This is a genomic window from Parabacteroides sp. AD58 (genome assembly GCF_023744375.2).
GTDB lineage: Bacteria > Bacteroidota > Bacteroidia > Bacteroidales > Tannerellaceae > Parabacteroides > Parabacteroides absconsus.
In genome coordinates this window covers 3,278,730-3,304,133 of sequence record NZ_CP146284.1, presented here as the reverse complement: position 1 = coordinate 3,304,133, position 25,404 = coordinate 3,278,730, and the positions used below count along the sequence as shown (strand labels likewise).

At 42.4% G+C, this 25,404-nt stretch carries 18 protein-coding genes and 1 tRNA gene; 9 read left to right on the top strand and 10 right to left on the bottom strand.

Annotated features, from left to right (window positions below; genetic code table 11):
* Positions 1-2: 2 nt before the first annotated feature.
* From infB to NEE14_RS13845, 4 genes are all read right to left on the bottom strand, one after another.
* Positions 3-2,891, bottom strand: coding sequence for a translation initiation factor IF-2 (gene infB / locus NEE14_RS13860; protein WP_251967243.1), 2,889 nt, complete (start codon positions 2,889-2,891; stop codon positions 3-5).
* Positions 2,892-2,911: 20 nt separating this feature from the next.
* Positions 2,912-4,180, bottom strand: a complete 1,269-nt coding sequence (gene nusA, locus NEE14_RS13855) for a transcription termination factor NusA (protein WP_251967242.1) — start codon at positions 4,178-4,180, stop codon at positions 2,912-2,914.
* Position 4,181: 1 nt separating this feature from the next.
* Positions 4,182-4,649, bottom strand: a complete 468-nt coding sequence (rimP, locus tag NEE14_RS13850; protein ID WP_251967241.1) for a ribosome assembly cofactor RimP — start codon at positions 4,647-4,649, stop codon at positions 4,182-4,184.
* 394 nt (positions 4,650-5,043) lie between these two features.
* Positions 5,044-5,117, bottom strand: a tRNA-Met gene (locus NEE14_RS13845).
* Positions 5,118-5,327: 210 nt separating this feature from the next.
* Between NEE14_RS13845 and NEE14_RS13840 the strand changes: the two genes are divergently transcribed.
* The 8 genes from NEE14_RS13840 (at position 5,328) to proC (ending at position 15,060) form a co-directional block, all read left to right on the top strand.
* Positions 5,328-5,714, top strand: a complete 387-nt coding sequence (locus NEE14_RS13840; RefSeq protein WP_251967240.1) for an START-like domain-containing protein — start codon at positions 5,328-5,330, stop codon at positions 5,712-5,714.
* A gap of 71 nt (positions 5,715-5,785) precedes the next feature.
* On the top strand, positions 5,786-7,750 hold the full coding sequence (locus NEE14_RS13835; protein WP_338578744.1) for an LptF/LptG family permease: 1,965 nt from the start codon (positions 5,786-5,788) through the stop codon (positions 7,748-7,750).
* Entirely contained in the window at positions 7,747-8,961 is a 1,215-nt protein-coding gene (locus NEE14_RS13830; RefSeq protein WP_251967238.1) for a bifunctional 3,4-dihydroxy-2-butanone-4-phosphate synthase/GTP cyclohydrolase II, read from the top strand. The genes NEE14_RS13835 and NEE14_RS13830 overlap by 4 nt, the downstream gene beginning before the upstream one ends.
* A gap of 25 nt (positions 8,962-8,986) precedes the next feature.
* On the top strand, positions 8,987-10,180 hold the full coding sequence (locus NEE14_RS13825; protein ID WP_251967237.1) for a pyridoxal phosphate-dependent aminotransferase: 1,194 nt from the start codon (positions 8,987-8,989) through the stop codon (positions 10,178-10,180).
* A gap of 546 nt (positions 10,181-10,726) precedes the next feature.
* Positions 10,727-11,698 (top strand): FimB/Mfa2 family fimbrial subunit, encoded by a 972-nt coding sequence (locus NEE14_RS13820; protein ID WP_251967236.1) that lies wholly within the window; start codon positions 10,727-10,729, stop codon positions 11,696-11,698.
* A 166-nt stretch (positions 11,699-11,864) separates the two neighbouring features.
* Complete coding sequence (gene proB / locus NEE14_RS13815) at positions 11,865-12,944, top strand: glutamate 5-kinase (protein ID WP_251967235.1); 1,080 nt, start codon at positions 11,865-11,867, stop codon at positions 12,942-12,944.
* A 40-nt stretch (positions 12,945-12,984) separates the two neighbouring features.
* On the top strand, positions 12,985-14,235 hold the full coding sequence (locus NEE14_RS13810; protein ID WP_251967234.1) for a glutamate-5-semialdehyde dehydrogenase: 1,251 nt from the start codon (positions 12,985-12,987) through the stop codon (positions 14,233-14,235).
* A gap of 21 nt (positions 14,236-14,256) precedes the next feature.
* The gene (gene proC, locus NEE14_RS13805) at positions 14,257-15,060 is read left to right on the top strand and encodes a pyrroline-5-carboxylate reductase (RefSeq protein ID WP_251967233.1); all 804 of its coding nucleotides are present in this window, start codon (positions 14,257-14,259) and stop codon (positions 15,058-15,060) included.
* A gap of 88 nt (positions 15,061-15,148) precedes the next feature.
* Here the strand turns inward: proC and tsf are convergent, their stop codons facing one another.
* The 6 genes from tsf to purL all read right to left on the bottom strand — a co-directional run bounded on the left by tsf (position 15,149) and on the right by purL (position 23,137).
* Positions 15,149-16,138, bottom strand: coding sequence for a translation elongation factor Ts (gene tsf, locus NEE14_RS13800; protein ID WP_251967232.1), 990 nt, complete (start codon positions 16,136-16,138; stop codon positions 15,149-15,151).
* Between the two features lie 144 nt (positions 16,139-16,282).
* Positions 16,283-17,122 carry a 30S ribosomal protein S2 gene (rpsB, locus tag NEE14_RS13795; protein ID WP_251967231.1) on the bottom strand — a complete coding sequence of 280 codons (840 nt, stop codon included), beginning with the start codon at positions 17,120-17,122 and terminating at the stop codon, positions 16,283-16,285.
* A gap of 196 nt (positions 17,123-17,318) precedes the next feature.
* Positions 17,319-17,705 carry a 30S ribosomal protein S9 gene (rpsI, locus tag NEE14_RS13790; RefSeq protein ID WP_251967230.1) on the bottom strand — a complete coding sequence of 129 codons (387 nt, stop codon included), beginning with the start codon at positions 17,703-17,705 and terminating at the stop codon, positions 17,319-17,321.
* A 5-nt stretch (positions 17,706-17,710) separates the two neighbouring features.
* Positions 17,711-18,166 (bottom strand): 50S ribosomal protein L13, encoded by a 456-nt coding sequence (gene rplM, locus NEE14_RS13785; RefSeq protein ID WP_251967229.1) that lies wholly within the window; start codon positions 18,164-18,166, stop codon positions 17,711-17,713.
* Between the two features lie 213 nt (positions 18,167-18,379).
* The gene (locus NEE14_RS13780; protein ID WP_251967228.1) at positions 18,380-19,225 is read right to left on the bottom strand and encodes a hypothetical protein; all 846 of its coding nucleotides are present in this window, start codon (positions 19,223-19,225) and stop codon (positions 18,380-18,382) included.
* Between the two features lie 222 nt (positions 19,226-19,447).
* Complete coding sequence (gene purL / locus NEE14_RS13775) at positions 19,448-23,137, bottom strand: phosphoribosylformylglycinamidine synthase (RefSeq protein WP_251967227.1); 3,690 nt, start codon at positions 23,135-23,137, stop codon at positions 19,448-19,450.
* A 555-nt stretch (positions 23,138-23,692) separates the two neighbouring features.
* Between purL and NEE14_RS13770 the strand changes: the two genes are divergently transcribed.
* Complete coding sequence (locus NEE14_RS13770) at positions 23,693-25,273, top strand: arylsulfatase (protein WP_251967226.1); 1,581 nt, start codon at positions 23,693-23,695, stop codon at positions 25,271-25,273.
* The last annotated feature ends 131 nt before the right edge of the window (positions 25,274-25,404 follow it).

Sequence of the window (25,404 nt, the reverse complement as noted above, 5' to 3'; positions counted from 1 at the left end):
GATTATAAAGTCTTTTTAATTTCAGTTTCTTCGTATGCCTCAATCACATCTCCAACCTGAATATCATTAAAGTTCGTGATATTCAAACCGCAGTCCTGACCAGCTACGACTTCCTTCACATCATCTTTGAAACGCTTCAAAGAACCTAATTCGCCGGAATAGATTACAATACCATCACGAATCAAACGAATCTTATTACTGCGTTTGATCTTTCCTTCTTTAACCAGACATCCAGCGACTGTACCCACTTTAGAAATCTTGAATACCTGCTGAACTTCTACATTGGCTGTAATCTCTTCACGAATTTCCGGAGAAAGCATTCCTTCCATAGCACTCTTCACCTCATTGATTGCATCATAGATGATAGAATACAAACGGATTTCAACGCCTTCTTTCTCAGCATTTCGACGAGCCAACAAAGACGGACGTACTTGGAAACCGATGATAATAGCATTTGAAGCTGCCGCCAAAACTACATCCGATTCAGAGATCTGTCCGACTGCTTTATGGATTACATTCACCTGGATTTCTTCTGTTGACAAACGAATCAAAGAATCAGACAAGGCCTCTACGGAACCATCCACATCACCCTTAACGATGACATTCAGTTCCTGGAAGTTACCAACTGCAATACGACGTCCTATATCGTCCAATGTAAGCATCTTCTGTGTACGCAGACCTAATTCACGCTGTAGCTGTTCGCGTCGGTTGGCTATTTCACGAGCCTCCTGTTCTGTTTCCAGTACATTAAATGTATCACCAGCCTGCGGAGCTCCATTCAGACCCAAAATCAATACCGGTTCTGATGGTCCTGCTTCCTTTACACGTTGGTTACGTTCGTTAAACATAGCCTTGATACGTCCATAATGTGTTCCTGCCAAAACAATATCACCCATCTTCAGCGTACCGTTTTCTACCAGAACTGTTGATACGTATCCACGACCTTTATCCAATGATGATTCAATGATTGAACCCACTGCACGACGCTTCGGATTAGCCTTCAGATCCAACAAGTCGGCTTCCAGCAATACTTTTTCCAACAGTTCATCAACTCCGATACCTTTCTTGGCTGAAATTTCCTGGCACTGATACTTACCGCCCCAGTCTTCTACCAGGTAGTTCATATTAGCCAGTTCCTCTTTTATCTTATCCGGATTGGCATGCGGTTTATCGATCTTGTTAATAGCAAATACAATAGGCACACCTGCCGCCGAAGCATGATTGATAGCTTCTACCGTTTGAGGCATCACACTATCATCGGCAGCTACAATAATAATGGCGATATCTGTTACTTTCGCACCACGAGCACGCATAGCTGTAAAAGCTTCATGACCCGGTGTATCCAAGAATGTAATACGACGGCCATTAGGCAATTTCACATTGTAAGCTCCGATGTGCTGGGTAATACCACCGGCTTCGCCAGCAATCACATTCGCGTTACGGATATTATCCAATAAAGAAGTCTTACCATGGTCAACATGTCCCATCACCGTTACAATCGGTGGACGTGGTACCCAGTCTTCTTCATTATCTTCATCTTCATCCGCCTTGATTGCTTCAACTACATCCGCACTAACGTATTCCGTCTTGAAGCCAAATTCTTCAGCAACAATATTAATCGTTTCCGCATCCAAACGCTGATTGATAGAAACCATGATGCCAATACTCATACAAGTAGCAATGACTTTCGTAACAGGAACATCCATCATGTTGGCCAAATCGTTTGCTGTAACGAATTCAGTCAACTTCAGGATTTTGCTTTCCTTTTCCTCCTGTTCCATCAATTCATGTTCACGCTTCTGGATAGCATCACGCTTATCCCGACGATATTTAGCACCTTTATTGCTCTTATTGTTCTTATTTGTCAGTCGGGCTAATGTTTCCTTTATCTGCTTCTGAACATCTTCTTCGCTAACTTCGGCCTTAACAGGCTTTTTCAGTCGAGGCTTACGTTCATCCCGATTGTTTCCATTCTGACGATAATTATTACCACCACCATTCGCAACATTGGCTACATCGACACGATCTTTCTTGATACGTTTACGCTTTTTCTTGCCATCACCTTCTTCATTGGAGGCTAAGGTTGCTTTTGGAGTTCCTCCTTGCTGTTTGTTCTGATCCTTCTTAAAGTTCGGTTGTCCCGGACGATTATTTCCTTGTTTTTCGTCACGTTCTTTCCGCTTTTCTTCCTTCGACTTTTTCTTCGGACGAGTTGACTGATTCAGGGCTTCCAAATCTATTTTACCCGTAACTTTGATATTCGATTCAAATTTAGGGGTACTTAATCGGAACAGCTCATTGTCAGTTTTCTCAGCCGACGCCGTTGATGAACCAGATTCCACGGGTTGATTTTTTTCTTCTTCTTTTGGAGCGGCCATTTCCGGCTGCTTCTCTTCGGCTTTCTCTTTATTCACAATATTTATTTTTACTTCTTCTTTCTCAGTTTGTTGTTTCTCTTTTTCTACGGCAGGAACGACTTTTTCTTCCTGTTGAACTACAGGTTCAGCTTTTTTGTCGACCGAAACCGAAGCGGAAGCCGTTTCAGAAGGAACTTCATCTTTTTTCTCATGTTCCAGTTCGATATGACCTTTCATCACTATTTTCGGACGGAACTCTTCCGGAACTTCTGTTTTTATCTCCACGGACTGTCCCTCTCTTGCTACAGTTGCCGCACTTTTCTTATTGTATATATGCGAAGACTCACGCTTATCCGTCTCCGCTGCAGGCATATTTTTCCCAAACTCCTTTACGAGCAAAGCATACTGTTCATCACTCAACCGGGTATTCGGATTTGATTCTACCTCCGGATATCCATTCTTATGCAGGAACTCAACCACTGTATTGAGCCCCACGTTCATTCTTTTTAATACTTGTTGTAATCTTATAGGCATACTAAACTTTGTCGTAACACTTAATCATTATTTTCATCATCCTCAAATTCGGCAGCCAAGATGGATAAAACATCATCTACTGTCGATTCTTCCAAGTCAGCCCGCTCTACTAGTTCATCTCTTGGTATTGCCAATACACTCTTCGCTGTATAGCAACCGATATTTTTCAGAGCGTCAATTACCCAACCATCTATTTCATCTGCAAATTCATCCAGATAAATATCTTCCTCGTCAGCACCTTCAATATCACGGAATACATCGATTGTATACTCGGTCAACATACAAGCCAACTTGATATTTAACCCGCCTTTACCAATAGCCAGAGATACTTCTTCCGGACGCAAATAGACTTCGGCCCGTTTTTCTTCTTCATTCACCCGAATGGAAGAAATCTTAGCCGGACTCAAGGCTCGCTGAATAAACAAAGATATATTTGACGTGTAATTGATCACATCGATATTCTCATTTCTCAACTCGCGCACGATTCCATGAATACGAGATCCCTTCATACCCACACAGGCTCCTACCGGATCAATACGGTCATCATACGATTCAACAGCCACTTTAGCACGCTCTCCCGGGATTCGAGCAATCGCTTTAATGGTAATCAAGCCATCGTTGATTTCCGGAACTTCCAATTCAAACAGACGCTGCAAGAACAATTTATCTGTACGGGAAAGGATAATTTTCGGATTATTATTATAATTGTCTACGCGCTGTACAATAGCACGAGCTGTTTCTCCTTTCCGATAAAAATCACCCGGAATCTGTTCTGTCTTCGGTAACAGTAATTCATTACCATCATCATCAAGCAGCAACATTTCCTTCTTCCAAACCTGATAGACATCGGCCGAAATAATCGTTCCGATCTTATCTTTATATTTGGCATAAAGGTTGTCTTTCTGCAGTTCCAAAATCTTGGAGGCTAACGTCTGACGTAAATTCAAGATAGCACGACGACCAAAATCGGCAAAATGAACCTCATCAGTAATTTCTTCTCCTACCTCGCAATCGGCATCAATCTGACGGGCATCCGTCAATGAAATCTCCAGATTTGAATCTTCCAATTCATCATCGGCTACGACCTTACGATTTCTCCAGATTTCAAAATCACCTTTTTCAGGGTTAATGATCACATCGTAGTTTTCGTCTGTTCCAAACATTTTTGCAATCACGTTGCGGAACGAATCTTCCAACACGCTGATCATTGTATCCTTATCTATATTCTTCAACTCCTTGAACTCCGCAAGGGTATCAATCATACTGACTGTTTCCTCTTTTTTGGCCATACTATTTGAATCTAATTAAATATTTTGTATACTTTATTTCCTGATAGGTATAAGGCTGGTCTTCTTCGACCGTCACCTTACGCTTGGCGCCTTCCGGCTTTACTTGCTTTGCAACGGTCAGAACGATACCGTTCTCATCGGCCGATTTCAATACGCCTGTCAGCTTCGTTCCGGCTGTCAGCAAGACTTCTACTTCATTTCCTATATTCTTTTGATACTGACGAAGTACTTTAAACGGAGATGTTATTCCGGCAGAACCGACTTCCAGTTCAAAATCCTCCACGTCGCGATCCAGATGATCTTCCAGATACCGGCTCAGCTCTACACAATCATCAATACATACAGAATCGTCATTGTCAATTTCCACAACAATGACATTATCCGGCTGAACTGTAACATCTACCAGATAATTGGACGAAGATGCCAATTTTTCCTCAACCAGTTTCTCTATCAAATGTTTATCTATCATACTTCGCTTGCTATATTATCTGTTTTCTTATTATACGATAAGGAAAAACTACTCTCTCGAAAACCATTTTTAAAACCAACGAGAATCGTTTTCAAAAGATACGGGAATCAAAAGGCAGTCCCGCCTTTTCTTCTCCTCTTATTATCCATCAGCTTGTATATTGATTACTTACTGAATGATTCAGACAAAAAGAGGGGACCGCCCGCCCCCTCATCATCAACACTCAATCGTCGCAAAAATACAAAAAATCAGTCACTTTTCAAATATCCGACTGATATTTCATACAACTATTCCTGTATTTCATTGCTTCTACATTCATTAACAAGAAACAAGTCATACATACGGGCGAAAAAAAACAAAACCGCCACGAACGCATCGTGACGGTTGACTTTTGTAGCGAGACCCGGGATTGAACCGGAGACCTCATGATTATGAATCATGCGCTCTAACCAGCTGAGCTATCTCGCCATTTTCTTGTTTTTGTCGTTATCATTTCTGATTGACGATGCAAAAGTAGAGGTTATTTTTTTACCATCCAAATTTTCGGCAAACTTTTTTCACTAGCATTTTTCAACCGTAATGGTAATTTACTAATAATGAGACAGAATTTTAATACAATTTTTTTTGATAATCAGAAAACTTTTCTGTAATTTGCGAATCGTAAAAACGCTCTCGACCATGAATAAAGAAAAGTTTAACATTGAATACGTTTTTGATAACGTCTCTCGATCCAGTTTGTGGAATCACATCACAACGTCAAGAGGACTTTCCTCCTGGTTCGCCGAAAAAGTCACCGTAAAAAACAATGTCTACACCTTTATGTGGAACAAAGACGAAATCAAGGCCCGTGCAGAACTGATCAAGCAGAAAGAACAAATCCGTTATTGCTTGGAAACAGAAAATGCCGGGCCTTTGTCTTATTTCGAATTTTCCATTCATACATTGGAATTGACAGGAACTACTGCGTTACAGATTACAGATTTTGCTGAACCCGACGAAAAGGAAGATGCTATCGACTTGTGGGATTCTCAGGTGGATACCCTGAAACGCACACTTGGCATTTAGTGTAGTTTCACATATAAAAAAGAGGATATTATCGTTTTTTACACTACTTTTGCCTCTCCAATCTATTAGGCATGTTGAGAATAAAACGATTATACACCTTTATGCTGCAGACTTTTCTGCCGCTGTTCTTAATGACCTTTGGAATCTGCCTTTTTATTGTCTTGATGCAGTTTCTATGGAAATACATCGACGACATGGTTGGGAAAGGATTAGAAATGAAGGTCTTGGCAGAGATGTTCTTCTATGCAGCTTTGGGATTAGTTCCCATGGCACTGCCCTTGTCTATTCTGTTAGCTTCACTGATGACTTTCGGTAATTTGGGAGAGCGTCTGGAATTACTGGCGATGAAATCGGCCGGTGTTTCTTTAATCCACATCATGCGCCCACTGATTATCTTCATTGCGATGGTCAGTATCGGAGCTTTTTTCTTCCAAGACAGAATCATGCCTGTTGTACAGGTTAAACTTTATACGCTACTTTATTCCATCAAACAAAAATCACCCGAGCTGGAAATTCCGGAAGGTGTATTTTACAAAGAAATCACGGGCTTTAATGTGTATGTCAAAGAAAAGGTACCTAAAACAGGACTCCTAAAAGATGTGATGATCTATGATTATTCGGAAGGATTTAATAATGCCCGCGTGATTGTTGCCGATTCAGGAAGATTAAAGACTTCGGCAGACAAACTGTATCTGGTTCTTTCTTTATTCAACGGCGAATCTTTTGAAAACCTGAAAAACCAGACACAGAAGGGAAAAAGCAAATCGGCTGTTCCTTATCGCAGGGAATCGTTTGCCACCAAAGATATCCTGATTGAATTTGATGCCAACTTCAACCGGACCGATGAGTCTTTCATGCAGAATCAATACATAGGAAAAGGATTATCACAACTACAAGCTTCGATTGACTCGATGGGCCTTCGCCTCGATAGTATCAAACGGGAGAATGCTTCCATCATTCTGCGGCAGTCTTATCGCCAGGAATTTACGAAACATGAAATTGTAGACGGGAAAAGCCAACCTATTTCTACGATCGATTCATTAGCGCCTCTCGCCAAGAATATAACGATTAACTTCGACAGTCTGTATCAATCCATGTCACCGGGTAAACAGTCGGCTATCTTAAACAAAGCCAAATCGAAGATAGAAAACACACGGGCTGAAATGATTTTCAAGGCTTCTACAATTGGAGATGAAGCCTATAAAGTACGCCGTCACCTGACGGAATGGCATAAGAAATTTACCATTTCGTTTGCCTGTCTGATATTCTTCTTCATCGGAGCGCCTTTAGGAGCCATTATCCGAAAAGGCGGACTCGGAATGCCGGTCGTTATCTCGGTCTTTCTTTTCATTTTCTACTATATCATCGACAACATCGGCTTTAAAATGGCCCGTGATGGTATTTGGCAAGCTTGGGAAGGCATGTGGCTGAGTGCCGCCGTTCTAACGCCTTTAGGTATATTCTTAACCTACAAGGCCGTCAACGACTCTGTCATTATGAATGCGGACACTTATATTAACGCACTGAAGAATTTGGTAGGGAAAAGAGCCGGCCGAAAGGTCGAACGCAAGGAAGTCATCATCTATACACCTGATTATGACGCCATCTTGCCCCGTTTGACGCAACTGTCGGCCGACTGTAAGCAATACTTGCAAAATCACCGCCGCTGGATCAATTACATTCAATACTGGAAATCCGGAGGTAAAGATCATACAGCCGAAGCCATTGCTCAGGAAATGGAGTCGATCGTTGAAGAACTGTCGAATTCAGACCAGAATTTGTTGCTGAATAAACTGATGGATTATCCGATCATCAGCAACTACCATCAGCTGAACGCGAACCTGAATAAAAAAGTCGCGATAGGCATAGGCTGCTTCATCCCATTGGGACTGATTATATATCTGTTTGCCGTTTACCAGCGAAAGTTATTGCGGCAGGATATAAATACAGTACAAAAAGTAAGCGATGAGATTAAAGAAATGATATTTTCACTACATTTGTCAAAAGAAACTATTGATAATAAAAACAACATATGAGCGAATTCAAATTAAACACAATCGAAGAGGCTATTGAAGATTTCCGTGAAGGCAAATTTGTCATCGTTGTAGACGATGAAGATCGTGAAAACGAAGGTGATCTGATTATTGCCGCCGAGAAAGTGACACCCGAGAAAATCAACTTTATGTTGAAGAATGCACGCGGCGTATTATGTGCTCCTATCACGATATCTCGCTGCGAAGAACTGGATCTGCCTCATCAGGTAACAAACAATACGTCTGTATTGGGTACACCGTTTACGGTTACAATCGACAAGCTGGAAGGTTGTACGACAGGTGTTTCAGCTGCCGATCGGGCCGCAACCATTTTAGCTTTGGCCGATCCGGCATCGACTCCGGAGACTTTCGGTCGCCCGGGACATATTAATCCGCTGTATGCTCAAGAAAAAGGTGTATTACGCCGGGCCGGACATACCGAAGCTTGTATTGACATGTGCCGTCTGGCTGGTTTATATCCGGCAGCTGCTCTGATGGAAATCATGAGCGAAGACGGAACCATGGCACGTCTGCCCGAACTGCGTAAGTTTGCTGATGAACAAAATATAAAGCTGATTTCCATTGCCGATTTGATTGCATATCGACTGAAACAGGAATCGATTGTAGAACAGGGAGAAGAAGTTGACATGCCTACCGAATACGGGCATTTCCGCCTCATCCCGTTCCGTCAGAAGAGCAATGGTTTGGAACATATTGCCATTATCAAAGGTGATGTGAAAGGAGACGAACCAGTTCTGGTTCGTGTTCATTCTTCTTGCGCAACCGGTGATATCTTCGGTTCGTTACGATGCGACTGTGGTGAACAGCTTCATCAGGCACTCCGTATGATTGAAAAAGAAGGAAAAGGTGCAGTTATCTACCTGAATCAGGAAGGCCGTGGCATCGGTTTGATGGAAAAGATGAAGGCTTATAAGCTGCAGGAAAACGGAATGGATACCATTGAAGCCAACATTTGCTTAGGACATCAGGCTGATGAACGCGACTATGGTGTAGGAGCTCAGATCTTGCGTCACATTGGTATTACCAAGATGCGACTAATGACGAACAATCCAGTAAAGCGCGTTGGTCTGGAAGCATACGGACTTTCGGTAGTAGAAAATGTACCTATCGAAGTAACCCCGAATCCTTACAATATGTTTTACCTGAAAACAAAGAAGGAAAGAATGGGACATACATTACACAATGTAAAATAATTCAAACAATTAATATTCATAAACGATGGCACAATTATCAGAAAGATTGAACAGATTGTCTCCGTCTGAAACGCTGGCAATGTCTCAAAAAAGTAGTGAGTTAAAAGCTCAAGGTATTGACATTATTAACATGAGCGTGGGTGAACCTGATTTTAATACACCAGAGCACATTAAAGAAGCCGCTAAAAAGGCTATTGACGACAATTATTCCAAATACTCTCCTGTCGCAGGTTATCCGGCTTTGCGCAATGCGATTGTTGCCAAATTGAAAAACGAAAATGGCTTGGATTACACAGCTGCACAAATCTCTTGTGCCAACGGTGCTAAACAATCGGTTTGCAACACAATCATGACTTTGGTAAATGCTGGTGACGAAGTAATCATTCCGGCTCCATACTGGGTAAGTTATCCGGAAATGGTGAAATTAGCCGATGGTACTCCTGTTACTGTTCCTGCCGGTATCGAACAAGACTTCAAGATCACTCCGGCTCAATTGGAAGCAGCTATTACGCCGAAGACCAAATTACTGATTTTGTGTTCACCGTCAAACCCGACAGGTTCTGTTTACAATAAAGAAGAACTGGCTGGTCTGGCTGCTGTACTGGCTAAACATCCGCAAGTATACATCATCGCCGATGAAATTTATGAACACATCAATTACATCGGAAAGCATGAAAGTATTGCCCAATTCAAAGAAATACACGACCGTGTTGTCATCGTAAACGGTGTTTCTAAGGCGTATGCCATGACGGGCTGGCGTATTGGTTTCATTGCCGGACCGGAATGGATTGTAAAAGCAGTGAACAAACTGCAAGGTCAATATACTTCAGGACCTTGTTCTGTCTCTCAGAAAGCTGCCGAAGCAGCCTATACGGGAACACAAGCTCCGGTAGAAGAAATGCGCCAGGCTTTCGAACGCCGTCGTGACCTGATCGTTAAATTGGCAAAAGAAATTCCGGGATTCGAAGTAAATGTTCCGCAAGGAGCGTTCTACCTGTTCCCGAAGTGTAGTTCTTATTTTGGCAAATCAGCTGAAGGCCGCACAATTAACAACGCAGCCGATCTGGCTATGTATTTACTGGAAGTCGGCCATGTAGCATGTGTAGGTGGTGGTGCTTTCGGAGCTCCTGAATGTATCCGTATGAGTTACGCTACTTCCGACGAAAACATCACAGAAGCTATGCGCCGAATCAAAGAAGCTTTGGCTAAATTAAAATAATCGCCGGTTTTCTGAAGAGAGATTTCAGGTCTTCTCTGACATGATAAAAGCCTCCTGCTCTCCGTCAGACGGAACAAGCAGGAGGTTTTCCTGTTTTTATTTCTTTTCTTCCAGCACAATTTCATCATTAACTATTTCAAACTCATGCTGTTCATACTGAATTCAAGTAAAAAATAAACTAGATATTAATTAATTCACTTATATGAATTAATTGCATCACAATAGTAAATTAATTAATTCACATAGGTAAATTAATTACATCACTAATATGAATTAAATAAAAAGCAAGGGAAAATAGATAATTTCTCACATCATTCTATATTCTTCGTCTGCAGTGAAAGGAAAATAGATAATAACAATCCAAACATATAATATTATATAAAAACTATTCCATAGCAACTGATCCCTATTCATGTTAAAACAAAAGTATTTATCTAAAATACAACCATAAAACAGAAATATCCGATTAAAAGCGAAACAATAAACGGATTACTTTGTTTTATAAATACAAACAACAATTAAGTTTCACTTTAAAAATAAACTTTTATGAAAAGAATCATTTTAGCAGGCACACTTTTACTGATGACTGTCGCATCATGTTCAAAAGACGACGAGTATGACGATCCTATTTCATCTCTAAATCTTGTCTCACCGGAATTAACGGCCTATGTGAATAACACAGATCAATCAACCAGTCCATTAACCGGATTCCTTGACATCTATCCATGCACAAAAGGCACTTCCGTTTACTTTGGAAATTACATAGACGAAAAACTTACTGTATTCAATGCCTTCTATCCCATCGAAAATGGGGAAATCTATTCAGGCTATTACCGGAAACTTTTATTACCCGAAGATACATACAACCTCGTTTACTGGGGAACGCCTGTCAGCAATGATGACACCTATGATTCTCCTTCCATAAAAAATCCGGAGATTACACTTGGAGCCGATTTATCCACGCTGTATCTTGAACTGCGGAAAAATCAGAAAGATGATACTTATAATCCGACATTCGACCTCGTTTATGCAGTAAAAGAAAAGAACCTGGCCAGCGACGATTTAAGTACCTCGCTCGACAGAGCTGTAGCTGGACTTAAAGTCATTGTAAAAACAGCCGATGATTCTCAACTCAGTTCGAACATATCGACGATGGAAGTCCGCATCAATAATATTGCTGAAAAGCTGAATTTTTACACGGCCCAACCCGAGAACAAGACCAAGACCGTTAAATTCGCTTTAAACAAATCGGCAGACGGCAAACAAATGACCAACGGAACAGTCATGCTCTTCCCTTCCGACGAAAACCCATTACTGGAACTAAACATTACATTAAGCGATGGAAGCGTTCATTCTGTCTCTAAAAAGTTAAATACAACTTTAACTGCCAACAACCGACTTACCTTGACAATTATTATCGGTGATACCGTCGGCGAAGACAGCAGCGAAAAGGGTTACTTTACAGTCCGGAACTGGATCGAAAACAGTGAAACGATTGAATTCCCTACCATTCCATAGAAACATTCCTTTAAGAACAGTCAGGAGTCAGCAAATATCTTAAAGCTGCTGTCTCCTGACTTATTTTTTGAATGAATTTATTTCATTTTTGCATTTTTTGGCCCATATTATTGATAATCCTGTTTTCATTTCATAGCTTTGCGCTCTAACCTATTCGTAAACGATTATGAAAAGACGTATAGTTATCAAAATAGGGAGTAATGTACTGACCCGAACCGACGGAAAGCTTGATATAACACGGATGTCTGCTCTTGTTGACCAGATAGCCGAACTGCACCGCTCGGGTACAGACATCTTGCTGATTTCTTCAGGAGCCGTAGCTTCAGGGAAAAGCGAAATCAGGATAGGAAAAACATTAGATGCTGTCTCATCGAGGCAACTCTACTCTGCCATCGGACAGGCCAAGCTCATGAATTGTTATTATGGTTTATTCAGGGAGCAAGGAATCTGTTGTGGCCAGGTTTTAACAACCAAAGAAAGCTTTTCAACAAGAACCCAATATCTGACACAAAAACATTGCATGGAAGTCATGCTCAACCAGCATGTCATTCCGATCATCAATGAAAATGATACCATTTCGGTAACGGAATTAATGTTTACCGACAATGATGAGCTATCCGGCTTGATCGCCACCATGATGAATGCAGATACTTTAATTATTCTGAGTAATGTTCAAGGCATCTATACCGGTAATCCGGCCGATCCGCAAAGTAAATTGCTCACATCCATCAAACCCGGAGAGCAACATCTGGATTCTTATATTCAAAGCGGCAAATCATCTTTCGGCAGAGGCGGAATGCTGACCAAATGCAAAATAGCCTGCCAGGTAGCAAACGAGGGCATCGAAGTATTTATCGCGAACGGGAAAGAAGAGGACATTCTCGAACAAATAGCCCATCATCCCGAAACAACCCAATGCACGCGCTTTATACCCGGCGAGAAGAATGTCAGCAATATCAAGAAATGGATTGCACATTCCGGTGATTTTTCCAAAGGAGAGCTCTGCATCAATGCCGGCGCAGAAGAGGCCATTTCCTCTTCAAAAGCCAGCAGTCTTTTACTGGTTGGTGTGACCAACGTAAAAGGAGACTTCGAGAAAGACGATATAGTCCGGGTCATTAATGAGGAAGGAAAGCTCATTGGCATTGGCTGTACTGCCTACAGCAGCCAGGAAGCCCGTGAAAAGATGGGACAGAAAGAGCAGAAACCGATCATTCATTATGACTATCTGTATTTAAATTCATAATAAAGAGTTTTCAACCCCCAACGGAATATTTATCAGCATTATGACGACAACACAACAACTTTTGCAACAAGCTGCCCAAACAGTTATTGCCCTGCAACGCTGTTCCGAAAGTTTGGTACAAGATATATTGAACGACACCGCTTCGGCCTTGCTGGAACACATGGCAGATATCCTGGAAGCCAACCGGGAAGACTTGTCGCGCATGGATATTTCAAACCCGAAATATGACCGGTTAAAACTGACCGAAAGCCGTATAGAAAGCATCGCTCAAGATATGCGGAACGTATCCACACTTCCGTCGCCGTTAGGAAAGGTCTATAGTGAGGTTACTCGTCCGAACGGAATGACGATAAAAAAGGTAAGCGTACCGTTTGGTGTGATCGGGGTTATTTATGAAGCGCGCCCGAATGTCACCTGCGATGTCTTCTCGCTTTGCCTGAAAAGTGGAAATGTCTGCGTACTGAAAGGCGGATCAGATGCCGATTGTTCGAATCGGGCTCTGGTGAAAATTATCCATCAGATAGTAGAAAAGTATGGCGTTCCGCCGGCTGTCTGCACATTACTGCCACCCGACAGACAGGCAACCACCGAACTTCTGCACGCTGTCGGACTGGTTGATCTGCTGATTCCACGTGGAAGCAGTGCACTGATTCAATATGTCCGGGAGAATGCCCGCATTCCTGTCATAGAAACGGGTGCAGGAATCTGCCATACCTATTTTGATTTAGCAGGAGACAAACTGAAAGGTCAGGCCATCATTACGAATGCCAAGACCCGACGAGTCAGTGTATGTAATGCCCTCGACTGCCTGATTATCCACAAAGAACGCCTGGCAGATTTACCCGATCTGTGTACCTTGCTTGCCCAGCATCAGGTCATTATCTATGCGGATGAACCAGCTTTTAAGGCGCTACAAGGAAAGTATCCCGCCCATTTGTTACGGCCGGCAACGGCAGATAGTTACGGAACCGAGTTCCTTGACTATAAAATGAGCATACGTACCGTTGCATCCATCGAAGAGGCTTTGCAACATATTGCTCAATATAGTTCCAAGCACAGCGAATGTATCATCAGTGAAGACCAGCAAGCTATTGCTACTTTTCAAAAGCAGGTTGACGCAGCATGCGTATACGCCAACGTATCTACGGCGTTTACGGATGGAGCACAATTCGGCTTTGGTGCTGAAATCGGAATCAGTACTCAAAAAATGCATGCACGCGGTCCGATGGCTTTACCCGAACTTACAACCTATAAATACATCATAACCGGAAACGGACAAACAAGAAGTTAATAACATTATAAATCAAACAACATGAAAATTACAATCATCGGCTCCGGAAACATGGGTGGAGCCATCGCAAAAGGTTTATCACAAGGAAGTATCTTCCAGGCCAGTGACATCACTTGTACAGCCCAGACTGACGAGACTCTCGAAAAGATGAGGAACATCAACGAAGACTTTAACCTGACTCACGACAATATTACAGCTGTACGCGAATCGGACTTGGTAATCATTGCCGTAAAGCCTTGGCGAGTACAATCTGTCATTGAGGAAATCCGCCCGGTTCTGCAGTTCGACAAACAAATTATCATATCGATTGCGGCAGGCGTCACCTTCGAACAATTGAACAGCCATCTCAAAAAGAGCATCGCATCGAAAGTACAGGTGAACCCGGTAATCTTCCGTGTCATGCCAAATACAGCCATTGAAGTGAAAAGCAGTCTGACCTTTATCTCGGCCTGCAATGCTTCGGAAGATCAGATCAATCTGGTTCTTTCTATTTTCAATGAACTAGGAAAAGCGATTCTGATTGAAGAACGACTGATGGAAGCCGGAACAGCTTTGGCGTCAAGTGGTATTGCCTTCGCCTTGAGATATATTCGCGCAGCTATCGAAGGCGGTGTAGAATTAGGATTTTATCCGAAACAAGCCCAGGAAATTGTGGTACACACCGTAAAAGGGGCAATCGATCTGCTGTTGGAAAACCAGAGCAATCCGGAAGCTGAAATCGATAAAGTAACAACTCCGGGTGGTATCACAATCAAAGGATTGAATGAGATGGAACTTTCAGGTTTCACATCAGCCGTCATCCGAGGACTGAAAGCCAGCCGGTAAAACCAGTTACTGCACATACAAAAACAAAGAAGGCATGCCGCAACCGACATGCCTTCTCTTATTGAATAGGATATTTCGTCCCGACAAATTATTCAGCACGCAAAGTCAGACGCTTGAATGCCAAGATCTGCAATTCAGGATCAGCTTCCTTCATTACTTCTTTTACTGTCTTCTTAGCATCCATGATATCTTCCTGGTTCAGCAAGCAAACTTCTTTCAAGAACTTGCTCAAACGACCCTTAGCAATATTCTGGATCATCTGTTCCGGCAGATTAGCAGCCTTTTCAGCAGAAACAGTTGCGATGATTTCTTTAGCTTTAGCTACATCTTCAGCAGTAATCCAGCCTTTAGCCATGTTACTTTCCATGTGCTCTTCGCTATCAACGTGAGCCGGATTGATACCAGCCTTCTTCAAAGCAGCCTCAACAGCTTTCTGTACCTGCTCAGCTTTTGTCTTTTCAATAGCCACTTGGATTTCTGATTCCTTTACGGATTCAGGAACACCTGCTTCATCAATAGCGATCGGGTTCATAGCAGCGATCTGCATAGCAATATTGTGAGCAACTTCTTCTGAAGGCTTATTGAAAGCAGCAATTGTACACAACTGGTTTTTACCCATATGGTTGTAAACAGTTGTATAAGCACCTTCTACTACACTGTAGCCATCCAGTTCCATCTTTTCACCTGTGATACCACTACGATCTACTACAGCATCCTTTACAGTTCCGTTACCCATCGGCAAAGCCAATACTTCTTCCAAAGTATGACATTTGTTAGCTACGGCAGCATCCAGGATAGCCTGAGTCAAAGCAACAAAGTCAGCGTTTTTAGCAACGAAGTCAGTTTCACACTTCAAAGCGATAACTGCAGCAAAACTACCATCTTTCTTTGCCAGAACACAACCTTCTGAAGCATCACGATCAGAACGCTTAGCAGCGATAGCCTGTCCTTTTTTACGGATAATTTCCATTGCTTTTTCGATGTCACCGTCAGTTTCAGTCAAAGCCTTCTTACAGTCCATCATACCAGCTCCACTCATTTTGCGCAGCTTGGTAATATCAGCCATTGTTACAGCCATAATCTTATTTTCTTCTATTTAAAATGTTTGTACTCTTTATAAATTGACAATGGACAATTGACAATTGACAATTCTTGTCAAAAGCCAATTGCCCATTGTATGTGTATTCTAATTGTCAATTGTCAAATGCAACTTACAATTGAATTACTCTTCGTCTTTAGCGAACTTACCAGCGATGTTAGCGTTCAAAGCTTCATCATCTTCTTTCTTGGTACGTTCTTTCTTTGCAGCCTTTGCCTTACGTTCTCTCTTCGGAGCTTCGCCTTCACCGGCAGCTTCAGCATCTACCTTTTCAGCTTTGCGTTCCTGCAAACCTTCGTTCATAGCTTCGCAGATAGCGCCCAAGATTACTTCTACTGATTTAGTAGCATCATCATTAGCCGGAATTACATAGTCGATGTTTGAAGGATCAGAGTTTGTATCTACCATACCGAATACAGGAATACCCAGACGGTTAGCTTCGCGAACAGCAATATGTTCTTTCATTACGTCAACAACGAACAAAGCAGACGGCAGACGAGTCAGGTCTACGATAGAACCTAAAGTCTTTTCCAATTTTGCACGCTGACGAGTAATCTGTAATTTTTCTCTCTTTGACAAATTATCAAATGTACCATCTTTTGTCATCTTGTCGATCGTAGCCATCTTCTTGATAGCTTTACGGATTGTCGGGAAGTTAGTCAACATACCACCCGGCCAACGTTCGATCACGTAAGGCATACCTACAGAAGCAGCCTTATCAGCAACGACTTGTTTAGCTTGTTTCTTAGTAGCAACAAAAAGAACTTTCTTTCCCTGTTTAGCCAGGTTCTTCATTACTTCTGCTGCTTCATCTACTTTAGCAACTGTTTTATATAAATCAATGATATGAATACCATTGCGCTCCATGAAGATATAAGGAGCCATAGCGGGGTTCCACTTTCTTTTTAAGTGTCCGAAGTGAACACCAGCCTCTAATAATTGATCAAAACTTACTCTTGACATTGTTTCTTTTCTTAAATCGTTTACATTCTTTTGTTTACACAACCCACAGGTAGTCTTCCCATATTTCTGCATACAAAAAGAATCCTGCTGGTTTAGATACTAAACGTTCGCTTTCAGTTCTATAGTTTTTGAGCTTTTAAGTTTTTGAGTTATAAACCTAATAAACTTATCAACTAATAAACTTACAAACTCAAAATTAACGTTTACTGAACTGGAATCTTCTACGAGCTTTTGGACGACCCGGTTTCTTACGTTCAACAGAACGAGGATCACGAGTGATGAAGCCTTCTGAACGAAGAGTAACTTTATCTTCCGGATTAATCTTAACCAATGCACGAGCAATACCCAAACGAGCTGCTTCAGACTGGCCTTTAAAGCCACCGCCTACCAAGTTGATCTTGATATCGTATTGTTCAGCAACATTCAATTTTGCTAAAGGCTGCTTTACAACAAACTGAAGAATTGAAGAAGGAAAGTAATTTGCAAGATCGCGGTTGTTGATTGTAATCTTACCTGTTCCTTCGCTAACGTATACGCGAGCAACTGCGGCTTTACGTCTTCCTATTGCATTTACTACTTCCATCGCTATTATTTATATGAGTTAATATCAATTGACTTAGGCTGCTGAGCTTCATGCTTATGTTCTGTACCTGCATAAACATACAGATTACCCAGTAACTTTGCACCCAGACGGTTCTTAGGTAACATACCCTTTACTACTTTTCTATACAGATAACTCGGGCCTTTTGCTAATAAATCAGCCGGAGTGTATTCAATCTGACCACCAGGATAACCGGTGTATCTCAAATAAACACGATCGTTCCATTTCTTTCCTGTCAGAACGACTTTTTCTGCATTGATAATAATTACATTATCACCACAATCAACGTGAGGAGTAAAATTGGGTTTGTACTTGCCACGCAAAAGCTTTGCTACTTTTGCACAAAGACGACCTAATGACTGGCCTTCAGCGTCAACGATGACCCATTCTTTGTTTACAGTTGCTTTGTTTGCAGAAATGGTCTTAAAACTTAAAGTATCCACTGCTTAAATTGTTTAATAAATTAATAAAATCAAAAAACTAATCTTTTCCCTTTGCCTCACCGGACACATGATGATGCAAAGTTCTAAGAACTAAACTTTTAGTACAATTTGATAATAATCGGCTTGCAAAGGTACGTATATTATTTGAATTACAAAACTTTCCATTCTTCTTTTTCTGAAAAAATATAGTGGCTTTTACTCTTCTTCGGTTTCTTATTCATGATTCCAGAGGCTTTCCCGAACAATAATTCCTTCGTTATTGGGTGTGTTCTCATTAATCAGCTCATAAGCGTTTTCTTCAGGTGATTCGACATAAAAGATCTTTGTGTAAGAAAAGTCCGGATGTACCCGTTCCAGCCATTCCACCAACAAATCGGGTAAAGACGTATCGAAAGGCAATTCGTAACGGGTTTCATACCAGCAATTCACCGGACTAAATGAAATTTGTTTAATAACTCCATCCTGTATGAAAAAGTAAACATTGTAACCTCCGTCGTTGATATAGCCACGAACATCCGAACCAGGATACCGCTTCTGTATAAAATCCAACTCTCCTGGCTGTACAGCCTGATACCAATAATTATTAGGTAAATCACGATTATACGTATGAAGCCAGACGCCTTCCTCATCCATCAGGACTTCATACGTCATATTTTCAACATCTTTCCACTGATACTTAAAAAATATCCGGTACAGCGTATGTGATAACTCGGCACGCTCCCAACTGGTTATGGCTTCTATCTTAGCATCAGCATACGGAGAATGAAGGAAACTTTCCTGTACTTTCTCCGGCAGACACGTAAAATCCTTCAGATAAGAGATACACAAATTCCACCCATTGTGCATATAAAACACTTCTGCCTCCTTGCGTTGTTCATCTGAAAACTTGACGTAAAGACCGGATCCATCCCAATCACTCACAGAAATAATCGAAGCGCCTCTATAACGCTGCTCGAAATCTTGTCGCAAACTCACGTCATACTTGTCTAATGGGCCTTCCTGCTCGCAGGCATTCAAGCATAAAAGCATGATCCATAGAAATTCAAATCTTTTCATCATCTACTCTCCTTCTCTTTTTATTTGTTTATCCAACTCCACAAGATTCATCTTTCCAAAGATACACGATGCATTTATTTTTTCCTAATCTAACCTACCATTTAACAGACCAATTCAGCATCAAAAACAAAACCCACGAAAACCGTTTTCAATTCTCGTGAGTTTTGAAAACGATTCTCGTGGGTTTCTATATGAGAAGTCTTACCTTATTATATATAAGACCTTTTACTTCTTGTTTTCTTCAATCCATTTACGGGCATTGACAAAGGCTTCGATCCACGGAGTCACTTCATCGTTCCGGTGTTCCAACGGATAATAAGCGCACTGCCACGGGAACATCGCACGTTCCAAGTGAGGCATCATCGCCAAATGACGACCATCTTGTGAGCAAACGCCAGCAACAGCCCAAGGCGAACCGTTCGGATTAGCTGGATAACCGTCGTAATTATACTTAGCTACAATATGATAGTCTTTTTCTTCGTACGGGAAATCGAACTTACCTTCACCATGAGCTACCCAGATGCCTAACTTGCTACCGCTCAAAGAACCGAACATGACAGAATGGTTCTTCGGAATATCCAGGGTAATAAAGTTGGATTCAAACTTGTGCGAATCATTATGTACCATCTTATGCTTCTTTTCGTGCTCCGGATACAAGAGTTCCAGTTCGGCCATCAGCTGGCATCCGTTACAAATACCCAAACTCAAGGTATCTTTCCGGGCATAGAAACGATCGATAGCGCTCTTTGCCTTTTCGTTAAACAAGATACCGGCAGCCCAACCTTTGGCAGAACCCAATACGTCTGAGTTAGAGAAGCCACCACAGAATACAATCAGGTTGACATCATCCAGCGTCTCACGACCTGTAGCCAAGTCGGTCAAGTGAACATCCTTCACATCGAAGCCGGCCAGATACATTGAGTAAGCCATTTCACGCTCACCGTTTGTTCCCTTATCACGCAAGATAGCAGCTTTGATTCCTGTCGGTTCCCGACGATCAGCAGAAAGGCCATAAGAAGCCAACGTACCGGAGAAGTTCTTGTTGAACTTGAATTCCAGCGGCTGCATCTTATAGTTTTCAAAACGATTGCCGGCACATACATTGCCGCTCTGCTTGATATCCAGCTTATAAGAAGATTCATACCAGACATCCCGCATATAGTCGATACCGAAATGATACTGGATTCCATCCTTCGATACAAGGATATGACGTTCGTTGGTCGGTTTCGCAATTTCAGCAAAGCCTACACCGGCATCCATCATCAGTTTTTCGAAGGCCTTCTTGTCTTTTACCTGGACGATGATACCCGGATTTTCGGCAAACAGAATCTTCACAATGTCTGATTCGTTAATCTTATCCAGGTTGACTTCCAAACCACCTTCTACATTAGCAAAGCACATTTCCAACAAGGTAGTAATCATACCACCGGCAGAAATATCGTGACCAGCCAGAATCAAACCTTTCTCGATTGCCTCCTGAACAGCATTGAAGGCATCGCTGAAATATTCCGGATCCTTCACGGTCGGCACCTCATTACCCAGCTTGTTCAATACCTGCGCCAAGGCAGAACCGCCCAGTTTCAAGGTATCGAAAGAGAAATCGATATAATAAATATGTGAATTCCGTTCGTGAACCAATACCGGAGAAACGATCTTCTTCACATCGCTTACTTCAGCACCGGCAGAAATGATGACAGTTCCCGGAGCAAGTACTTTCTCATCTCCGTACTTCTGGGTCATTGACAACGAGTCTTTACCGGTCGGGATGTTAATACCCAAAGCGCAGGCAAAGTCGGATGCTGCCTGTACAGCTTTATACAAACGGGCATCCTCACCTTCATTGCGGCACGGCCACATCCAATTTGCACTCAAAGAAACACCGGTCAGCTTATCGGCCAGCGGAGCAAAGACAATATTCGTCAGAGCTTCGGCAATCGCCATCACGGATCCGGCTGCCGGATCAACCATAGCTACCTGAGGCGCATGACCTATAGATGTAGCGATACCGGCTTTTCCACGGAAATCCAAAGCGACAGCTCCCAAGTCACTCAACGGCAACTGCAATTCACCTTGGCACTGCTGACGGGCAATCTTACCAGTTACGGAACGGTCCACCTTATTGGTTAACCAGTCTTTACAAGCAACGGCTTCCAGCTGAAGTACGTTTTCCAGATAATGATGCAATTCTGATTCCTTGTAAACAACCGGTTCGTAAGTTTCTACTACGGTATGATCGCGCATGATGGTGCGGGGTGGCTTACCAAACATATATTCCAACTTGATATCAATCGGTTTCACGCCGTCAGCCTGTTCGAAGACAAACTTCATATCGTTGGTAGTTTCACCTACAACATACATCGGAGCACGTTCACGGTCAGCAATCCGTTTCACCCGTTCTACGTCTTTTTCTTCCATCAGCAAGCCCATTCGTTCCTGACTTTCATTACCGATGATTTCCTTTGCCGACAAGGTTGGATCACCAATCGGCAATTTACTCATATCGATATGCCCACCGGTTGCTTCCACCAATTCAGACAGACAGTTCAAATGACCGCCGGCTCCGTGGTCGTGGATGGAAACAATCGGATTATCATCTGATTCAGCAATCGAACGGATTACGTTAGCCGCACGCTTCTGCATCTCAGGATTGGCACGTTGTACGGCATTCAGTTCGATACCGCTCGTATACTGTCCGGTATTTACCGACGAAACAGCGCCACCGCCCATACCGATCCGGTAGTTATCACCACCGATTACAATCACCTTTTCTCCGGGTTTCGGATCACCTTTCAAGGCATCCCGCTTATTGGCAAAGCCAACACCGCCGGCCAACATGATGACTTTATCGTAAGCATACTTCTTATTATTCTCGGCATGCTCGAAAGTCAGGACAGAACCGCAGATCAGCGGCTGACCGAATTTATTACCGAAATCGGATGCACCGTTAGAAGCTTTGATCAAGATCTGTTCCGGAGTCTGATACAACCACGGACGAGGATCAAGTACTTTCTCCCATTCGCGGGCACCTTCCGTACGAGGATAAGCCGTCATATAAACAGCAGTTCCGGCAATCGGTAAAGAAGCCTTACCACCGCCCAGACGGTCGCGGATTTCACCACCCGTACCCGTTGCCGCCCCGTTGAACGGTTCTACGGTTGTCGGGAAGTTATGTGTTTCCGCTTTTAACGAGATCACAGTCTTGATGTCTTTGATCGCGAAGTAATCGGGTTTATCACCGCTCTTCGGAGCAAACTGTTCTACTACCGGACCATCGTTGAAGGCCACATTATCTTTATAAGCCGATACCAGTTTATTCGGGTTCTCGGCTGATGTCTTCTTAATCAAATTGAATAACGAACTTTCCTTTTCTTCGCCATCAATAATAAAGGTTCCGCCAAAGATTTTATGACGGCAGTGTTCTGAGTTTACTTGAGAGAAACCGAAAACTTCACTGTCGGTCAGCTTGCGCTGTAGTTTTTCACTGACTTCCTTCAGGTAAGAAATTTCTTCCTCGCTCAAAGCCAGACCTTCCTGAGCATTATAGGCTTCCAGATCGTCAATATAGATAATCGGATCCGGCTTTTTGCTAATCGTAAAGATTTCCTGGTTCAGTCCATTGTAAATACGTTGCAGCATCGGATCATGATCAGCATCGCCCGACTCTACCGGGAAATACTCTTCTATACGACTAATTCCGGCCAAACCCATGTTCTGGGTTATTTCAACTGCATTCGTACTCCATGGCGTTATCATTTCACGACGCGGACCAACGAACCAACCGTTCATGGTTTCTGCCTCAACAGGTGTTGCTCCACTGAATAGCCACACCAGCTTCTTTGTGTCTTCTGGTGAAAACGCTTGCTTGGCTTCTACGGCCAGCACCGTTTTAGTTGGAGATTGAAAGAATAGAATCATATATGATCAATTTATTAAGTAGTTGTCCTAATCTGAAAGACGGCAAATTCAATAACTGATGAGTTGGCAAGGCTTCAGATACAATCTGTAAACCCCTGTCAACTTATCTTCTCGTCAACTTGTCTTCTTGTCAATTTGTTTTCTCATCAACTTATCAACTGCAAAGATACGTTTTTTCCGGTTAATGAGCAGAGATATTATAAGGAAACACATTCAAATATCTCAACAAATACAAGAAATATTTTCCCCGATTTCTGTATTTACACATTCTCTGTTATCTTTCAGGTCAAAAGCAGTGAAAAGTAATTTATATCCTTATATCCTTGCTTTTTCAACCTAAAAATGTATCTTTATCTATTCGGGCAAACAAGAAATTGTGCTTAAAACCGCCTGTCCAATGAAGAAAGAAAGAGCTCCTATAATAAAGAATTAAGCAATGTCCCTATCTGAAAGCATCTCTACAGTACTGTTGATCAATGAGTTTTTTGTGTAAAAGTTTGTTGTAACCAAGGATTTACTGTACATTAGCCGTTAAGAATCCAAAAACACTTGTACATGAAACGACGATCGTTCATCAAATCATCCATCGGATTAGGTTTAAGTTGGAGCGGCATACAAGCCGACGAAAGAGCAGAACAACCGGAAAACCGCTCTACTGTTCCTGAAAGACATCCACTAAAACCAAATCCGGCTCCAAGTGATAAACCTCATATTTTACTGATCATGACCGACCAGCAACGGGGCGATGCTTTGGGATGTATGGGAAATCCGTATATCATCACGCCACATTTGGACCAGCTGGCCGCTGAAGGAACGCTCTTTGTCTGCGGATACACCAGTACTCCCAGCAGTACTCCGGCCCGCTCTGGTTTACTGACCGGTTTATCGCCCTGGCATCATGGTATGCTTGGCTACGGAGCTGTGGCTCCTCAGTACCGATATGAAATGCCACAGATGCTCCGCGACTTAGGATATTATACCTTTGGTATTGGGAAAATGCACTGGAATCCGCAGAACTCATTGCATGGCTTCCACCAGACACTCATCGACGAAAGCGGACGTGTCGAATCAAAAGACTTTATCAGTGATTACCGGAAATGGTTCCAACTGCAAGCTCCGGGAGAAAATCCGGACAAAACGGGCATTGGCTGGAATGATCACGGAGACCGAGTTTATCAGCTGGATGAAAGGCTTCATCCGACAACCTGGACCGGACAAACGGCCTGTGAACTGATCCGTCATTACGATACGCCTCAACCATTATTTCTGAAAGTATCGTTTGCCCGTCCGCATAGCCCGTATGATCCGCCGCAGCGATATTTGGATTTATATAAAGGGAAGGAAATGCCGAAACCAGTTCATGGAGACTGGTGCCAGCAATATGCCGAACGGAAGAATCCCGAAGATATGCCATCCGATGCTCCGTTTGCCAATTTTGGCGACGAATATGCACAAAACTCACTCCGACATTACTATGCCAACATTACCTTTATCGATGATCAGATCGGGCAAATCATCCAATGCCTAAAAGATAAAGACATGTATGACAACACCCTCATCTGCTTTACTGCCGATCATGGCGATATGATGGGTGACCATTATCATTGGAGAAAAACTTATCCTTATGAAGGTTCTACACACATTCCTTATATCGTCAAGTGGCCCACATCCATGAAAAGGCAAATACCAGATGGCAGCCGGTTGGATTATCCGGTAGAACTACGGGACTTCCTGCCTACTTTCTTGGATATAGCAGGAGGAAAGATTCCCGAAGATATGGACGGACGCTCACTAAAAACCTTGGTACAGACCGATCATCCAGCGTGGAGAAAATACATTGATCTGGAACATGCGACTTGCTATTCAGAAGAGAATTACTGGTGTGGCTTGACTGACGGAAAAATGAAATACGTCTGGAATCTTCATAATGGAAGTGAACAGCTGTTTGATTTGCAAAAAGATCCGCAAGAGCTACATAATTGTGTGGCAGACAAAGCCTATATCAACATCCGGCAGGAAATGAAAACAGCTCTGGCAGAACATCTGAAAGAGAGAGGCGACAGCTTTGTGAAAGACGGTGTTTTACAAACCAGGTCCAATATGCTCTATAGCCCGAACTTCCCAGGAAAGGAGTAGATTGATAAAAAGAAACAGATTAACAAGGCTCATATTGCTTACACCTAAAAGATAGACAGCAGATGCCTTGTTAATTTGTCAATTAAAAAAAGCCTTGTCTACTCTAAAAAAACCACCTATCTTTGCAAGTC

Bases quoted from the DNA above. Each gene is read 5' to 3' on its own strand.
- infB (WP_251967243.1), bottom strand. From the start codon at position 2,891: ATGCCTATAAGATTACAACAAGTATTAAAAAGAATGAACGTGGGGCTC.
- nusA (WP_251967242.1), bottom strand. From the start codon at position 4,180: ATGGCCAAAAAAGAGGAAACAGTCAGTATGATTGATACCCTTGCGGAG.
- rimP (WP_251967241.1), bottom strand. From the start codon at position 4,649: ATGATAGATAAACATTTGATAGAGAAACTGGTTGAGGAAAAATTGGCA.
- NEE14_RS13840 (WP_251967240.1), top strand. From the start codon at position 5,328: ATGAATAAAGAAAAGTTTAACATTGAATACGTTTTTGATAACGTCTCT.
- NEE14_RS13835 (WP_338578744.1), top strand. From the start codon at position 5,786: ATGTTGAGAATAAAACGATTATACACCTTTATGCTGCAGACTTTTCTG.
- NEE14_RS13830 (WP_251967238.1), top strand. From the start codon at position 7,747: ATGAGCGAATTCAAATTAAACACAATCGAAGAGGCTATTGAAGATTTC.
- NEE14_RS13825 (WP_251967237.1), top strand. From the start codon at position 8,987: ATGGCACAATTATCAGAAAGATTGAACAGATTGTCTCCGTCTGAAACG.
- NEE14_RS13820 (WP_251967236.1), top strand. From the start codon at position 10,727: ATGAAAAGAATCATTTTAGCAGGCACACTTTTACTGATGACTGTCGCA.
- proB (WP_251967235.1), top strand. From the start codon at position 11,865: ATGAAAAGACGTATAGTTATCAAAATAGGGAGTAATGTACTGACCCGA.
- NEE14_RS13810 (WP_251967234.1), top strand. From the start codon at position 12,985: ATGACGACAACACAACAACTTTTGCAACAAGCTGCCCAAACAGTTATT.
- proC (WP_251967233.1), top strand. From the start codon at position 14,257: ATGAAAATTACAATCATCGGCTCCGGAAACATGGGTGGAGCCATCGCA.
- tsf (WP_251967232.1), bottom strand. From the start codon at position 16,138: ATGGCTGTAACAATGGCTGATATTACCAAGCTGCGCAAAATGAGTGGA.
- rpsB (WP_251967231.1), bottom strand. From the start codon at position 17,122: ATGTCAAGAGTAAGTTTTGATCAATTATTAGAGGCTGGTGTTCACTTC.
- rpsI (WP_251967230.1), bottom strand. From the start codon at position 17,705: ATGGAAGTAGTAAATGCAATAGGAAGACGTAAAGCCGCAGTTGCTCGC.
- NEE14_RS13780 (WP_251967228.1), bottom strand. From the start codon at position 19,225: ATGATGAAAAGATTTGAATTTCTATGGATCATGCTTTTATGCTTGAAT.
- purL (WP_251967227.1), bottom strand. From the start codon at position 23,137: ATGATTCTATTCTTTCAATCTCCAACTAAAACGGTGCTGGCCGTAGAA.
- NEE14_RS13770 (WP_251967226.1), top strand. From the start codon at position 23,693: ATGAAACGACGATCGTTCATCAAATCATCCATCGGATTAGGTTTAAGT.